The organism is Bacillus sp. HMF5848 (assembly GCF_003944835.1).
GTDB lineage: Bacteria > Bacillota > Bacilli > Bacillales > HMF5848 > HMF5848.
The window spans coordinates 2226258-2241813 of the sequence record NZ_RWIV01000001.1; the positions used below are offsets into that span (position 1 = coordinate 2226258).

Below are 15556 nucleotides of genomic sequence, written 5' to 3' on the forward strand. Positions count from 1 at the left end.
AAAAGAGGTGCTAAGTAAGCACCCCGTTCGAACTAGCAATATTTATTAAAAGCAGACAAAATATTCGCCTTTAACTCTTCTGCTGTATGCCCCTCAATATGTTCACGAGGAATAAAATGAACTACCTCTTTATCTTTTAATAAAGCCATTGATGGTGATGATGGCGGGTACCCTTCAAAATATTCTCTCATTTTAGCTGTTGCTTCTTTATCCTGTCCTGCAAAAACAGTGACAATATGATTAGGCTTAGCTGCTGATTGCGTAATTGCTTCAATCGCAGTAGGACGAGCTAATCCAGCGGCACAACCACAAACAGAATTAACAACAACAAATGTTGTTCCCTCTACATTCCGTATAAAGCTTTCTACTTCTTCAGCTGTTGTTAATTCAGTAAATGAAGCCTGAACAAGTTCCTCTCTCATAGGTTTTACAACTTGTCTCATATACTCTTCGTAAGCCATAGACATGAAAACATGCACTCCTCATTCATTATTAATTACTTTAGGATACAATATAACTCATATATATTGCAAACATTAAGTGAACAGATGAAGGCTTTGGAAAGTCGCCTAGTCGGAGTATGTACCAAGGTCTAGAACATGATGTACCTCTCTATCTTAGCGCTGTAACATCTATAAGATGAATACTCCACATGTAATGAAGATGGGCTTTCTTGCTAGGAAACACAGAAAAGAGGAACGTGAAGCACCCCAATTCTGTGAAATGTCTCATTTTTTAATTATGCTTCACAAGTTATCCTTATGGTACTCATTGATGAAAAACTTTCGCGAAACCTAAAGTTCGACATTAATTTTAATTCCTGTTAAAAATTGTAGACCTTCTTATAACAAATCAAGGACATTCAATCTATGAATAGTATTCCAAAATCACTTCATCTATTTACCTACGAAACATAAGTATTATATACTATTATATATTTACTATAATGAGAGGGTTGAACTGCATTGTTAGCACTCATTACACATAAAAGATATTTACAGATTTTTATCCCGCTCATTTCAATTACTGCTATTTTCTTTATAGTTGGCCTAACCATCAGTTCACTACCTATAGACGTTGAAAAAACTAACGTCCCGTTAACTACTGTGGCAAAAGCAAACGAAGAAGTATTATTTGCAGCAACTTCAAGTGTAGATGCACAAGTAAAGTATACCGATAAAACGACAAATAATATCAACACAAATTCCAGCAATAAAAAGATAGTATACTTAACATTTGACGATGGTCCTTCGGCCGCAACTGCTGACATTCTTACTATTTTAAAAGAATATAAAGCGAAAGCTACTTTTTTTATGTTAAAAAATAATATCGAGCGTTACCCTACTCTTGCTATTCAAGTTGTTCAAAGTCAAAATGCGGCTGGATGTCATGGTGTGACTCATCGTGTTAATAGTTTTTATAAAAACAAAGATACAGCTGTCAATGAAATGCTTAGCTGTCGTCGCAGTCTGGCTGTTATAACTGCGGAGCATTCAAACATTATTCGCACACCTTTTGGAAGCTATCCTTATATGAATGAAGAAATTCGAGATGCACTATCTGACGCAGGGTTTATATATTGGGATTGGAATGTCGATAGTTCTGATTGGACAGCAACAAATGCAGCTGACATTGTAAAGACAGTTAAACAACAAATTAATACGTTAGACAAGAAAGGAATTACACCTGTCATTTTATTGCATGATGAGGATATGACTGCTCAAGCATTACCAGAGATTTTACAATTTCTCAAATCTCTAGATTATAAGTTTGCTGCAATTAGAGAGTCTGATCCTCCATTACAGTTTAATGTTGTTGAAAAAAGTGAATAAAGCATAGGACTAGTTTGGTCTGAATAGTCATAATTACAAGTATGTATATTCCTCATTCTGTTTCTCTTCTTTGAGTATACACCTAAAAAGGAGGCACACGTATGGTGAGACGAAACTGTGCTCGTGAGGCGCTTGTTTTAACAACAGTAGCAGCAGGTGTCTTTCTTGCATCTCCGACAAAAGGGCATGCATCAGACAACTTAGACCCTACTATGATTGCTATAGAAAATGAACAAGGTACATTAAGATACGGTTACAAAGGAATAGCGGTAAAAGAAGTTCAAAAAACCTTAAATAATCTTTATTTATATACAGACAAAATTGATGGAATTTTTGGGCCTAATACTAAGCAAGCCGTTATGCAATTTCAAGCGATGCATGGGATTAAGGTAGACGGTATCGTTGGTCCTCAAACATGGAAACATCTCGAAAAATCGGTTGCTACTGCTGCATATAAAAAACCTTTGCAGCTTGGCGATAGTGGTACGCTTGTGATGAGTATGCAAAAAAGGTTACAAACGTTAAACTATTACACTCATGAAATTGATGGAATTTTTGGGTCTGGTACAAAAAAAGCACTGATAGAATACCAAACTCGTAATGCACTGCGTGCTGACGGAATTGGAGTGGCTGGGCCTCAAACCTTAGCGCATTTATTAAATAACATTAATAAAAAAGGTGTATCTGTCAAAATTAAGAAAGTCAAAAAACAAGTACAAAAAAGTGTTGATACAGCTGTTGTTACTATTGCGAGAAAATTTCTTGGTTCCCCTTACAAATGGGGAGGAACATCTCCAACTGGGTTTGACTGTAGTGGTTTTCTTCAGTATGTTTTCGCAGCAAAAAATATTAAAATCCCTCGAACAGTATCAGATATATGGAATTTCGGTAGTGATATTGGAAAAGCAAGCATAGGTGATATTGTATTTTTTGAAACATATAAACCGGGCCCTTCCCATGCAGGCATTTACATTGGTAATAACAAATTTATTCATGCTAGCTCTGATGGTGTCATGATTAGTAATATGCACAACTCATATTGGAAAAAGAGATTTTTAGGCGTTAAACGTATTAGCAATTAACATCAACGTAAGAAAAAGCAGCTTTTTTTTTAAAGCTGCTTTCCTTGTATTTCCGGTATTATGCTAGCGTTATACTATCAGATATACAAAAGACAAGTTAATTTAAATCTTCTCCATACCATTCACGATAAAACTGCTTTAAGTAGTTCTCCATAAATTCATGACGTTCATTTGCAATTTTTTTAGCTGTGTCAGTATTCAAAAATTCTTTTAATTTTAGTAACTTTTCATAAAAATGTTGAACTGTCGCTGACTTTTGTCTGCGATACTGCTCCACACTCATGTCATTTCGAACCTCAATACTAGGATCAAATATAAGTTGATCTCGACTTCCGCCATATGTGAAAGCTCTAGCAATTCCGATTGCCCCTATAGCATCTAGCCTATCTGCATCTTGGACAATTTTAGCTTCTAACGATAAAGCTTGAACGCTGTTGTTGCCACCTTTAAAAGATACAGCAGCAATCATGTCAAGTATTTGCTCAACTAACACCGCATCTATATAACGACTTAAAAATTGTTTAACACTTTCTTCTGCTTTATTTTGAGATTTGAATAATTTATCATCTATCATGTCATGGAGTAAAGCAACCATGTCAATGATAAATAAATCGCCTCCCTCAATTTTACAAATATGATTAGATAGCTGTCGGACTCTTTTTATATGGTACCAGTCATGCCCACTACCTTCATGCTGTAAAGTTTCTCTTACAAAATGTTCTGTTTTTTCTATAATATGATGCATCTCTCTTTAAACAGCCTTTCTAATTTTAACGTATAAATGGTTGAGCCTTTTTAAATAAAGTATAAGCATTATGATAAAAGACTGCATGATGATATTCTGTTGGAATCAATTTTTTAATAAAGTCAATATAAGCATCTACAGGTATTAATGGCCAATCCGTTCCAAAAAGTAACTTTTCATAATGATTGCAGAACGCTAAAGCATGTTCTAAGTGGCGCACACTCCCAGATTGAACATATTTATCAATATCTTGAGCTGTACCAACAACAAGACCAGATAAATCTGCATACATATTGGGATTTTTATAAACAACCTCAGCGCCATCAAGAACCCATGGGTCACCCAAGTGTGCCATTACAAAATTCACATCACGATTCATTACAGCCACTTCATCGAGTGTTAACGGATGAGAATATTTTAGTAATCCCCTATCCGAGTAAGTGTCACCGGTATGGAATACAACTGGTACATCGTACTTAGCAGCTAGACGATAAATTGGTTGATATATTTCATCGTAAGCATACACGGGATAATAACCTAAATAAATTTTAAAACCAACGGCTTTAGGCATTTGAATCTCTTGTTCCAGTTTTACGATTGTTTTTTCGGTTAGAGTGTGTGGATTAACGCCAATACAATACACAATATTGTCAGGAATATTCGTGTCTAAGTCAATTCCCATCGGTGACTCGGCCATTGAATCTGGAAAACCTTCCCCAGTTGTTTCTGTAACTCCCATTGCAATTCCAAGAATGACATTGTTTTCTTTATATTCATCAATAATACCGTGATAACTATATGAAACACGTGATAATTCATTTGCTGTTTCATGAAAACTTCCTATATTTGAATAGTGCATATGTGCATCAATTATCTTCACTTTATCCCTCATTCTTTAACGTAATTAACCTTAAGTCTCTTAATGCTTCAACAGCTACTGCTTCTTTGTTAAATAGCATAAACGATGGTCTCAAGATATGATCATAACCGTTTGCTATAGATATACTTTGCTCTGATACGATTCTTAAAACATCCTTGTTTATATATCCATCAATAGCTGGAGTATCTATAGCCCCTATGATTTGCACACTTGCTTCTGTTTCAGTTGAACCAATAATACAGCTATTTGAAAAACGAATTGGTATTTCCACCTGTCCTGCAAAAACAAAATCACTATAATCTTCTGTTTTTAACCAACATGTTTTAAGGTCTTTTCCTGGCTTTATAAACCATTCCGTTAACAGCTTTTCCTGTAGAAAAAGACCACAATTTTGATGGATTTTTGTTGTGTGTAACAGCACAGGTACACCAGGTAACATTAAATAATATTGTTCCATTGTGATATTCTTAGCTTTGTCATGATGTTGTATTGGTGTTCTAACACATAATCCAGTCCACTTGTTGTTATGTTGATCATACAGACTCGCTTCATGAATTGTAGTTGTTTCTTTAAGTAAAGAATTTAAATTCATGCTGGAAATGGAGCTTTTCACACCACCAGCCCATGGGTTCCACCAACCTTTAGGTCCTGGTAAAGGAAAAGCATTATCAAGGTATTCATGACCCTCATACTCTGCGGAATACAACGTCGGAAAATAATTAGCACTTGCTCTAATGATTAAGCAGTTATTGTCAGCTTCAACAACAGGTAAACCTTCTTTTTCATATTTTCTGATATTAACATTACCTTTAGAGTTAGAATAAAAAACAGTAGCTCTTCTTTTTAAAATGCGACCAGTGAAATTAGCTTGCATCTCTATAGTTTGCATAGAGGAATGTAAAGGTTTAGAAATAGTTAAAGCTTTTGATTCTTCTGGTTGTGTGCATTCAATTTTTTCCGTTAATAATAGCTCGTGATTTGTCGTTACTTGTAGATCTCCTTCTAACACGAAGCTTCTCGCATCTTTTAATGTAAGCTTAAAATCATCATGATACACAATGGGATTATACCCATTGACATCCATCTGTAGTTCTCCAACCGGAACAATATGTTCGTTTTTTCTACGAGTAACGAATCGCTGCCAGTCTTGCCAATTTCGGTACGCACCTAAGGACAATTTTACAGGTAAAGTAGTTAAAGTTTCTTTAGGTGTAATAGTTTGTGTATTATGCTTTATATACATGTACCAGTTTTCGAATTGAACATTGCTATCTTCTTGCCACGCTATTCCCATATTAGCCTTATCACCGTTTACAAACAGCCAAGGTTCGCTTAAGCTCTCACCTTTCCAATATGCAAAGTCGGGCGACATTAATTCGTTTGTTTGGACTATTTCATCGTTATAAGGCATTACAGTTTCTTCAAGACTGATATAAATAGGTTGAATGATACTGATGTCTTTTTCTGTGGATGAAGTATTGCGGATTGAAAAACCATGTGTAGCATATCCTTCGGCATATAAGGTTATAACAGAATCTAATTGAACGCCATTAAAGTCCGTCGAAAAATAAGTCGCCGTTAAAGAAATACTACTATTCCTTTTATCAAAATGAACGCTGGATGGTTTCCGTTTTGAAAATTCATTAGAAAAAGGTTGCCCAAGCTTAGGATACATAATCGTTAACGGCAGTTCTTGTAATCCATGATGAAAGTTAATATCGTTGTCAAACTTTAATAATCTAGCATCATACATTCCATTCGTGATGAACCAATAATCGTCCGCTTCACCATGGAAGCTTACCCCTATGGCTTTAAACATAATGGATATTTTTCTTATAAAAGTAACTTCTTCATTACTTGCTTCTTTTACTTTAACTACTATGTCAGGAGAATAGTCACCGTAATCTTCTAACATATATGGAACTGCGACGGATGCTCTTCCTTTGGCCTCAATTGAAATGGAATAGTCATGCTGTAATACCTTCACATTCTGTGAGTCAGGAATATAAACGTTAAAGGTAGTTCTTGTAGAATAATTATTCTCAATATTTAAGTGGAAAATTGCTTTCTCGTTTAGGTAATAATGTTCGTCATCTGTCACGGCAGTTATTTTAGCCGGAAGTTTAGGGAGAACTCCAATTCGAAATTGAGCACTTTTACCATTAATTTTAACATTGGATACAACTGAAGGGTGTGTTCTCCAATGACTTTGCTCATCAATATAGTCTCCAACCGAAAATGGACATGATACATCTACACTGTCAGTCACTGTAAAGCTATTTTTATAAAAGAATGTAATGTTTTTATTATTTTCCCCTTCAATATCAACATGTAACGGAGCATCAGACTTATTTATGATTGAAAAATCAATATTATAGGACTGACCACAAATTGCTGCGAACGTTGTAATGTTTGCTTCAATTCGATATTCATCTGTCTCTATTAATCTAATGCCACGGCTAGTTCGTTCAAACTCTACTTTTAGTATTTGATCGTCTTCATTTTTCCAACTATATTCATAATACGTATAATCGTCCTTCTTTACTCCATCGGGTTTTATTTCTATTGATCTAGTGCTGGCATTATACCAATTTGTGTTAGAAAAGAAATCTTTGAGAGCTTCTGTATGAAGGACAGTAGGTATGAAATTCATTAAATGTGTTACATCATCACGGTCTTCCCAAAAAAAACCACATTTTTTATACAAAGGAACGGCTTTCGTATTACCTGGCCACGTATACAAGTCAAGGCGAGGCCATTTTAGTTCAACAGCACGGTCTAATGCTTTTAAAACAAGGTCTTTACCTATTTTTTTACCGTGGTAGTCTGTACGTACATTTAATAAAGGAATGTAAAGTGCTCTTTCATCTTCTCTGTACTCAGATAAACTACAGTACCCTACTACTTTTTCATCTTCCATAGCTAAAAAAAGGTCGATATTGCTTGCATTTGCTTCTTGAGTTCGGACTTGCTCCGCAGAGACAACTTGAGAGTCACCGCCCCAACCCTCTCTACTATGATTCCACATATCAGCTACTGCCTCAGCTAAATCTTCACGGTATTTTACAATTTCTATTTGTTGTTTAAGCTTCATAATTAAGCTCCTTTAGATTTTTTTCAGTACATTGCTTCGTTACGTAAAATCTTTCCTTTCGTATCTTAAACCAACTTTACATCGTATCATGCTGATCATATTTATATGTCCTCCTTTTTGTAAAATATGGATATACCTAATAATATACTAAAGAATCAAAATATTAATGTAAAGCTAAATTGAGTAAGATCATTTATGATTAACCTAATATATTCGACATCAAACTTTGACTTTTAAAAAACTTAATTTATGCCTTAAGTATCTAATCCATAATAATAATTCACCTATTATATGTACTTTAAAACAAAAACTAGCGTGCTTTTATTCGCACGCTAGTTCATATTGGGTCTCGCATTAAACATTTTCTGTTATAATAAAGTTTCAATCTGAGTTTTAAGCTTTGATGGTGCCACATTTGGTGCAAAGCGTGATATAACTTCACCCTGTCGATTAACTAAAAACTTTGTGAAATTCCACTTAATTTGTTTTGACCCTAAAATGCCTGGGGCTCTTTCTGTTAAGTAATTAAATAAAGGATGAGCACCCTTACCATTAACATCAACCTTAGCAAACATTGGAAATGTAACACCGTAGTTCAATTCGCAAAAATTAGATATTTCCTCTTCATTGCCAGGCTCTTGGCTACCAAATTGATTACATGGAAATCCGAGAACACTAAATCCTCGATCTTTATATTCTTTATACAACTCTTCAAGCTCCTTATATTGCGGAGTAAAACCACACTTACTTGCTGTATTAACAATTAACAAAATATTATTTTCATAATTACGAAGAGATGTTTCATTACCATCAATAGTTTTTACTGAATAATCATAAATCAAATAACACGCCTCCTTGATTGATTTTATTTTCTTACTTTTACTGTAATTCATTTTTAGATAAAAACCAATTTATAACTACTAAAAAAGACTACTTTCAATGCAGTCACATGTTTAACTCAAGTATTATCATTGTTTTTAATTACAAATAGCCGTTCTATTAATATGTGTAAAGCACATTAATAGAACGACTCTAAAACGAAAGGCATTGATGCAGATTCTGTTAATCGTATATAGACTGTAATGTCGATATTACATTGTTAATAATATAAGGAATATCCTCTACATCCTCTTCATACAACAATGTATTTAATATTGCTTCAGTGGTAATCGTATAGACTTCTTCTGTCTTATCAGAATGATGAGATTGAAACATGATGTTTTGTAGAACAGTGTACTGTTCATCAAAATGATGTTTTACAATCTTACGAATACGATAGCTGGCCATTTCATAATGTGTACTTTTTGAGGAGTACAGTATTTTAAAGTTACAACCAAACTTTGTAGAGCTTTGATGTAATAATTCTTTTGATAATTCTTGTAAATTTGTACTTAAGATTAAAGTCGCCGTATTCAAGCTGTTCTTTTTATGACAAGCAACCTCAATTTTATATGTACGAGACATATTCGCCAAATCTATAAGGTCTGATCGATTTTTAATGTATATTCGACCTGATAAATCAAAGTCATATACGGACCCTTCAATAAGAATCTTTAAATTATCAAAAGCAGTTGGATCAAATCCTATCATTAAAACAACCCTTTTACTTGCCCGTTAGCATCAACATCCATATTTAGAGCTGCTGGGTTCTTGGGAAGTCCAGGCATGGTCATAACATCACCAGTTAGCGCAACAATAAACCCTGCTCCGATAGAAGGCTTAAGCTCACGCACAGTTATCGTGAAACCAGTTGGGCGCCCTAATTTACTTGGATCATCGGATAATGAATATTGCGTCTTAGCCATACATATAGGTAGCTTATCCCATCCGTACATTTCAAATTGATTTATTTGGTTGCGTGCTTTACTTGAGAATTCAACGCCTTGTGCTCCATACACCTTTGTAGCTATTGCTTGAATTTTCTCCTCTATGGAATCGCTAAGGTCGTATAAAGGTGCAAACGTATATTCATTATTTTCTATTACATGTAATATTGTTTGAGCTAAATCTATACCACCCTGCCCTCCTTTTTCCCATACTTCAGTTAATGCAACAGGGTATCCCATATTGTCACACCATGATTGCAGTGCTTTAATTTCTGCAACAGTATCTGTTGTAAAACGATTAATTGCTACTACAAACGGCAGACCAAAGGATTGTATTGTTTCAACATGCTTTTTTAAGTTTTCTAAGCCTGTTTTTAAAGCTTCAACATTCTCACTTTTCAAGTGTTGTTTATCTACGTCTCCATGCATTTTTAGAGCACGAATAGTTGCAACAATTACAACTGCGCTTGGATCGATGTTTGCTTGTCTCGCCTTGATATTCAGAAATTTTTCTGCTCCTAAGTCGGCACCGAAACCTGCTTCAGTAATGACAAAGTCAGCGAGCTTACTTGCCATTTTTGTTGCAATAACACTATTACAGCCATGCGCTATATTTGCGAATGGACCTCCGTGCACAATCGAAGGTGTATGTTCTAGTGTTTGAACTAAATTTGGTTGAATAGCGTCCTTTAATAAAACTGTTAATACACCTTCTGCACCTAAGTCTTTCGCTGTAACGGGCTGCTTATCATATGAGTATGCCACTACAATGTTTCCTAAACGTCGCTTTAAATCTACTATATCAGTAGCTAAGCAGAATACAGCCATAATTTCTGACGCAACTGTGATATCAAAACCATCTTCTCGAGGTACTCCTTGAATTGGGCCACCTAAACCTACCACTACCTGTCTAAGTGCTCGATCATTCAAATCAACAACACGCTTCCAAACGACGCGTCTTGGATCTATGTTTAATTTATTGCCTTGATGAATATGATTGTCAATTAGTGCTGACAGTGTATTGTTTGCTGTAGTAATAGCATGGAAATCTCCAGTAAAATGAAGGTTAATATCTTCCATTGGAACAACCTGCGAATACCCACCTCCAGCTGCTCCACCTTTAATTCCCATTGTTGGACCTAGTGAAGGCTCTCGCAAAGCAACAATTGTTTTCTTCCCAAGCTTATCAAGAGCTTGACCTAATCCAACTGTGACAGTTGATTTCCCTTCTCCCGCAGGCGTTGGATTTATAGAAGTTACAAGAATAACTTTACCACTTTTAGTGGTAGCTAATTTTTCCATGGTACTTAATGATATTTTTGCTTTATAGCGTCCATATAGCTCAATATCCTCTTCAGTTAAACCCAATGTATTAGCTATCTCGGTGATATGCTTCAGCTTTGCTTCTTGTGCAATCTCAATATCTGTTTTTACCTTCATTTGAACCTCCATCATAACCCCTCCTAGACGCGAATAATATTAAAACACCAATATTATTTTACCACTTTTCTAATAGAGGGCTTAGGAAATTTTTGTATTGTAAAATAGTCGAAAAATTTTTATAATTATATGTAATTTTTAAAATACGAAGGGGGCTGAAAAGGATTGCCAATTAATATACCGCTACACTTACCTGCACGTGAGGTTTTAGAGGCTGAAAATATATTTGTTATGGATGAAACACGAGCGAGTACACAGGATATTCGCCCATTAAATATTGTTATATTAAATATAATGCCCGAGAAGGAGAAAACAGAAACACAGTTACTACGTTTATTAAGTAATTCACCATTACAAATCAATGTTACTTTATTAAGACCGATTTGCCATGAATCAAAAACTACTAGTCAACAGCATCTTAATCAATTTTATAAAACATTTTTTGATATCAAACATCGTAAGTATGACGGAATGATTATTACTGGTGCTCCTATTGAGCATTTACCGTTTGAAGATGTTAACTATTGGAATGAATTACAGGGCATAATGGACTGGACAAATACACACGTGACATCTACACTACATATTTGTTGGGGAGCGCAGGCAGCTTTATATCATCATTATGGCATAGACAAATATACTTTATCGCAAAAGTTAAGTGGTGTGTATTTGCATAAATTAATTAAAACAGAGTTTGATTTAGTTCGTGGGTTTGATGATTATTATTATGTTCCCCACTCGCGTCATACTGATGTGAAAATAGAAGATATACAAAAACAAAAATGTCTTCAAATTTTAAGTGTGAGTGAAGAAGCAGGTGTTTGTCTAGTAAAATCAGAAAATGGCAAACATATCTTTTTAACTGGGCATCCTGAGTATGAAGCTTGTACTCTGAAAGATGAATATTTACGAGATCAAGCAAAGGGGCTTGACCCTAATATTCCCGATCACTATTTTCCAAATGATGATCCAATGCGAGAGCCGCACCATATTTGGAGATCTCATGCTTATTTACTGTTTGCTAATTGGTTAAATTATTATGTTTATCAACAAACTCCTTATGTATGGGAGTAATTTACACAATAATTACAATCTTTTTTGTTTCACAACATAAATCATAGCATGCAATGTGTTAACATATAATATATTAAATTCTCTATTTTCCTTTTTTTTCAAAAACACAAACAATAAGTAAAAAAACTATTGAAACTGTTGGTGTAACCCTCTATTATCAAAAGTGATATGTGATTTTTAAATTAATGCCATGTAACATAAAAAGCAGAGGTGAAACCATTTGAATAAACGTCCAAGGGTTCTAATATTGACAGCAAGTTATGGGAATGGTCATATACAAGTAGCCAAATCTCTTGAACAAGCTTGTAAAAGTCAAGGTATATATGATGTCATGATTTCAGACTTGTTTGCTGAAAGTAACCCTCGTTTTTCTGAGATTACCCAATATTTATATTTGAAAAGCTTTTCATTTGGTAAGCCAATATATCGAGTGTTTTATTACGGAACAGATCGAATTTCACATAAAAAAGTATCAAATTGGTATCAACGATTAGGTCGCAAACGTTTTTATGAATTAGTAACACTAGCTGAACCTGACATAATTATTAACACCTTTCCGATGACAGTCGCACCCGAATTTCGTAATAAGACAGGAATTCAGATTCCAACATTCAATGTGTTAACAGATTTTTGTTTGCATAAATTATGGGTTCATAGAGAAATAGATAAATATTATGTTGCTACCAATACTCTTAAGGAAAAGATAATGGAATTTGGCGTTGATAAAAATGCTATTCGTGTAACTGGTATTCCCATTCGAAAAGCATTTGTGGATGAAATAGATGTAGAATCGATTTATCATAAATATAATTTAATTCGTGGCCGTAAACTAGTTTTAATTATGGCTGGTGCTCACGGTGTTTTAAAAAATGTTAAAGAACACTGTGAATTAATAACTACAAATCAAGATGTACATGTTGTAGTTGTTTGTGGCAAAAATGAGACTTTAAAACAGGACCTTCAAACACTTCAACAGCAGCGTGATAATATGACAGTATTAGGCTATGTAGAAAGAGTGGATGAACTATATAGAGTCGCAGATTTAATGATTACGAAGCCTGGAGGTATTACATTAAGCGAAGCTATAGCAATCGGTGTTCCCGTTGTTCTTTACAAACCTGTACCTGGTCAAGAAAGAGAAAATGCCCTGTTTTTTGAAAAGATAGGTGCTGCTAAAATTGTAAATCGTTCTGATGATTTATTACCTACTGTGCTAGATATTGTTAACTGTAATGAGACTCGACTGGCTATGAAGCACGCAATGTTGTCATTATTTAAAGGAAATGCTGCTGATTCCATTATTATTGATGCTTGTGAATACTGGGAAAAATCACATACAAGCAAGATGATAGTTTATTAATAACAAAAATGAGCTCCCCTCACGCGGGAGCTTTAATTTTTCTCAAACATAAATACCCACATAAACGATAATGCTTGGTGGAGCTGTAATGGTAACCCTTCTAAGTTGTTATCCTTTACAGCGTCTTTATAAACTCCATAGTTCGCTATCTCTATCCATCCATTTTCTTTAGCTAATTTTGATAACTCCCATGGCATAATCGTGTGACATAAAGCCTCTCTATTGTATAATCGTTCAAAACTATTGAGCCTTGGACCTGCAGTAGGTCCTAATATCCCAATACAAAGCTTCCCTTTATCACGAAGTATCTGGCGACAAGTATGTAAAGATGATAATGGCGATGGTGTCCATTCAAACACGTTAATAGCAAGAATAGCATCAAATGACTCTTGAAATGAATTATCTAAACTGCAAAGATCTCTTTTAAGGAATGTAATTTCTGTTTCTCCTTTATGTTTTTCGCACTCTTTAATCATTTCTTCTGAGATATCAATACCTGTTATATTGTATCCTCTTTCATTTAGCTTATAAGCGCCATAACCGTCTCCACACCCAACATCGAGCACGGATGCGTGTTTTGGAACATGCTTAGAAAAAAACGGAATAATATCCTTCCTACTCCCCGTTTCCCACATAGTCCTACTCCTTTGACTCCAAAACTTTGCACGATTATTCCACTCTTTTTCTACTCTAATTTGAAACTCGTTCATTGTTTATCCCCCTTTTTTAAATAGTATTACATTTTTCTTGAATTAATGATAATCTAATAGTTTTACATTATATACCGTAAAGGAAAAAATTAAAAAACATAATTTCAAAATCTATAATAACAAAACCAGCTAGTAAATTTAGTAGTTTTTTTCACCACATATAAAGCAAAAAGTTCCACATTCGAGGTTGAATACAGCGTCTGTAGTAGTATTTAGTTTCAAACCTCTACAACCTGTGAAGAAGTTATGGACAGGCGACAAAACTTGGGAGCTTTTCGCAAATTATTTTCTTTGAAGCCTCATTTGTTGCCTCGAGCTTTACAGTAGTCTAATTTCAAAGTAAGGTTTCTTTGTATATCTTTCTAGCCCGTTAAAAAAATCGACTATTTTAGTCGATTTTTATTTTGATCAGATAACTCAGCGTTAAAAGTGTTATTAAACTCATAGACATATGTGGGAATCTCTTTTGCAGAATTTCCTTTATAAAAACTCTCATTTAATTTTATGTTCGCTGTAGTAATATCATGTTTGCTAGTCGTTTGTACATTTTTATCTTCTAACAGCTCAGTCATTTTTTGGTTAGCAGCCACATTTTCTTCATTATCTTGTCGATTAGTCATATGTTTCCTCCTTCCTATCATTAAAATGTGTTACTTCAGATTAAATATACATAATTCGGCATTTTTAATGGGTGTTTAAGAACATGGAAATCTTGACTGACACCTAAAATCTGGTGTATATTTAAAACATCATTAACAGAATACGAGACACCTTGGACTGTACTTCATGATTCTTTTTGTATTCGGTTACATGATAAATATTTTCATAGGCAACATTTCGTTTGCCCCAGGTATTAGGAGGATATTGTACTATGCAAAATGGTAAAGTAAAATGGTTTAATAACGAAAAAGGTTACGGCTTCATTGAAGTTGACGGCGGAGACGATGTATTCGTACATTACAGTGCAATCCAAGGTGATGGTTACAAATCATTAGAAGAAGGTCAAGAGGTATCTTTCGAAATTGTAGAAGGTAATCGCGGACCACAAGCTGCTAACGTTGTGAAATTATAATTTCATATATAGTTCGGCAACAAAAGAGGCTGCATTATACAGCCTCTTTTGTTGTATTTTTACGGTTAAGATTAGTACAGAAATTTGTGTACTCAAAGCATCAGCTAGTATAGGGGATTTCAGACTTATATTTTCCCCATTGGTCATAAGTTATTATTAAGATCCACAGCATATTCTTTATGTCACTAGGTGACTGCTCTGTGCTTTCTTTGAAAAAATATTATTCTAAGATAGTTTGTATTTGTAGAGCGCAAGTTTCTTTCTATGATAGTTTGTTTCCATACTCCTTAAGCTTCTCACCGATAGTACATTTATTAATGCAAAATGCTTGAGCATTCGCTTTACCGAATTCTTTACGAAAATGCTTTTTCAAAAAACAACCTTCGCAATAGGTATCTAACAAATAATGAACGTCAGTAAATATCTTCTTTCTTGACATGT

General features: G+C 34.5%; 15 protein-coding genes. 5 read left to right on the forward strand and 10 right to left on the reverse strand.

All coding sequences use genetic code 11. The features are described from left to right. Positions 1–32: 32 nt before the first annotated feature. Complete coding sequence (locus tag EJF36_RS10665) at positions 33–467, reverse strand: BrxA/BrxB family bacilliredoxin (protein ID WP_125906309.1); 435 nt, start codon at positions 465–467, stop codon at positions 33–35. A gap of 498 nt (positions 468–965) precedes the next feature. On the opposite strand from EJF36_RS10665, the gene EJF36_RS10670 reads away from it, so the two are divergent. Together EJF36_RS10670 and EJF36_RS10675 are read left to right on the forward strand one after the other, a co-directional pair. Beyond that, a complete protein-coding gene (locus EJF36_RS10670; protein ID WP_125906310.1) occupies positions 966–1832 on the forward strand; it encodes a polysaccharide deacetylase family protein in 867 nt (288 codons plus the stop codon). A gap of 101 nt (positions 1833–1933) precedes the next feature. Next, a complete protein-coding gene (locus EJF36_RS10675) occupies positions 1934–2914 on the forward strand; it encodes a C40 family peptidase (protein WP_125906311.1) in 981 nt (326 codons plus the stop codon). A gap of 97 nt (positions 2915–3011) precedes the next feature. Here EJF36_RS10675 and EJF36_RS10680 read toward each other — a convergent pair whose 3' ends face one another. The 6 genes from EJF36_RS10680 to EJF36_RS10705 form a co-directional block, all read right to left on the reverse strand. Beyond that, positions 3012–3659 (reverse strand): HD domain-containing protein, encoded by a 648-nt coding sequence (locus EJF36_RS10680; protein WP_125906312.1) that lies wholly within the window; start codon positions 3657–3659, stop codon positions 3012–3014. 25 nt (positions 3660–3684) lie between these two features. Further along, entirely contained in the window at positions 3685–4539 is an 855-nt protein-coding gene (locus tag EJF36_RS10685) for an amidohydrolase family protein (protein ID WP_125906313.1), read from the reverse strand. A 1-nt stretch (position 4540) separates the two neighbouring features. Further along, on the reverse strand, positions 4541–7633 hold the full coding sequence (locus EJF36_RS10690) for a GNAT family N-acetyltransferase (RefSeq protein ID WP_125906314.1): 3093 nt from the start codon (positions 7631–7633) through the stop codon (positions 4541–4543). Positions 7634–8001: 368 nt separating this feature from the next. Continuing rightward, the gene (locus EJF36_RS10695) at positions 8002–8526 is read right to left on the reverse strand and encodes a glutathione peroxidase (protein WP_125906315.1); all 525 of its coding nucleotides are present in this window, start codon (positions 8524–8526) and stop codon (positions 8002–8004) included. 169 nt (positions 8527–8695) lie between these two features. Beyond that, positions 8696–9223, reverse strand: coding sequence for a hypothetical protein (locus EJF36_RS10700; protein ID WP_125906316.1), 528 nt, complete (start codon positions 9221–9223; stop codon positions 8696–8698). Next, complete coding sequence (locus tag EJF36_RS10705; protein ID WP_125908342.1) at positions 9223–10911, reverse strand: formate--tetrahydrofolate ligase; 1689 nt, start codon at positions 10909–10911, stop codon at positions 9223–9225. Before EJF36_RS10705 ends, EJF36_RS10700 begins: the two co-directional genes overlap by 1 nt. A 153-nt stretch (positions 10912–11064) precedes the next feature. Between EJF36_RS10705 and metA the strand changes: the two genes are divergently transcribed. Continuing rightward, positions 11065–11973: a homoserine O-acetyltransferase MetA gene (metA, locus tag EJF36_RS10710; protein WP_125906317.1), complete on the forward strand. Its 909-nt coding sequence runs from the start codon at positions 11065–11067 to the stop codon at positions 11971–11973. A gap of 220 nt (positions 11974–12193) precedes the next feature. Then, the gene (locus EJF36_RS10715; protein ID WP_125906318.1) at positions 12194–13333 is read left to right on the forward strand and encodes a diglucosyl diacylglycerol synthase; all 1140 of its coding nucleotides are present in this window, start codon (positions 12194–12196) and stop codon (positions 13331–13333) included. A gap of 32 nt (positions 13334–13365) precedes the next feature. On the opposite strand, the gene EJF36_RS10720 is transcribed toward EJF36_RS10715, so the two are convergent. Both EJF36_RS10720 and EJF36_RS10725 read right to left on the reverse strand, forming a co-directional pair. After that, positions 13366–14043 carry a class I SAM-dependent methyltransferase gene (locus EJF36_RS10720; protein ID WP_125906319.1) on the reverse strand — a complete coding sequence of 226 codons (678 nt, stop codon included), beginning with the start codon at positions 14041–14043 and terminating at the stop codon, positions 13366–13368. A 383-nt stretch (positions 14044–14426) separates the two neighbouring features. Next, a complete protein-coding gene (locus EJF36_RS10725) occupies positions 14427–14663 on the reverse strand; it encodes a hypothetical protein (RefSeq protein WP_125906320.1) in 237 nt (78 codons plus the stop codon). Between the two features lie 251 nt (positions 14664–14914). Between EJF36_RS10725 and cspD the strand changes: the two genes are divergently transcribed. Next, positions 14915–15115, forward strand: a complete 201-nt coding sequence (gene cspD / locus EJF36_RS10730) for a cold-shock protein CspD (RefSeq protein WP_125906321.1) — start codon at positions 14915–14917, stop codon at positions 15113–15115. A 262-nt stretch (positions 15116–15377) separates the two neighbouring features. On the opposite strand, the gene EJF36_RS10735 is transcribed toward cspD, so the two are convergent. After that, positions 15378–15554 (reverse strand): zinc-finger domain-containing protein, encoded by a 177-nt coding sequence (locus tag EJF36_RS10735; protein WP_125906322.1) that lies wholly within the window; start codon positions 15552–15554, stop codon positions 15378–15380. Positions 15555–15556: the final 2 nt, after the last annotated feature.

Coding starts and splice junctions, on each gene's coding strand:
- EJF36_RS10665 (WP_125906309.1), bottom strand. CDS start 467: ATGTCTATGGCTTACGAAGAGTATATGAGACAAGTTGTAAAACCTATG.
- EJF36_RS10675 (WP_125906311.1), top strand. CDS start 1,934: ATGGTGAGACGAAACTGTGCTCGTGAGGCGCTTGTTTTAACAACAGTA.
- EJF36_RS10680 (WP_125906312.1), bottom strand. CDS start 3,659: ATGCATCATATTATAGAAAAAACAGAACATTTTGTAAGAGAAACTTTA.
- EJF36_RS10690 (WP_125906314.1), bottom strand. CDS start 7,633: ATGAAGCTTAAACAACAAATAGAAATTGTAAAATACCGTGAAGATTTA.
- EJF36_RS10695 (WP_125906315.1), bottom strand. CDS start 8,526: ATGAATTACAGTAAAAGTAAGAAAATAAAATCAATCAAGGAGGCGTGT.
- EJF36_RS10700 (WP_125906316.1), bottom strand. CDS start 9,223: ATGATAGGATTTGATCCAACTGCTTTTGATAATTTAAAGATTCTTATT.
- EJF36_RS10705 (WP_125908342.1), bottom strand. CDS start 10,911: ATGGAGGTTCAAATGAAGGTAAAAACAGATATTGAGATTGCACAAGAA.
- EJF36_RS10720 (WP_125906319.1), bottom strand. CDS start 14,043: ATGAACGAGTTTCAAATTAGAGTAGAAAAAGAGTGGAATAATCGTGCA.
- EJF36_RS10725 (WP_125906320.1), bottom strand. CDS start 14,663: ATGACTAATCGACAAGATAATGAAGAAAATGTGGCTGCTAACCAAAAA.
- cspD (WP_125906321.1), top strand. CDS start 14,915: ATGCAAAATGGTAAAGTAAAATGGTTTAATAACGAAAAAGGTTACGGC.
- EJF36_RS10735 (WP_125906322.1), bottom strand. CDS start 15,554: ATGTCAAGAAAGAAGATATTTACTGACGTTCATTATTTGTTAGATACC.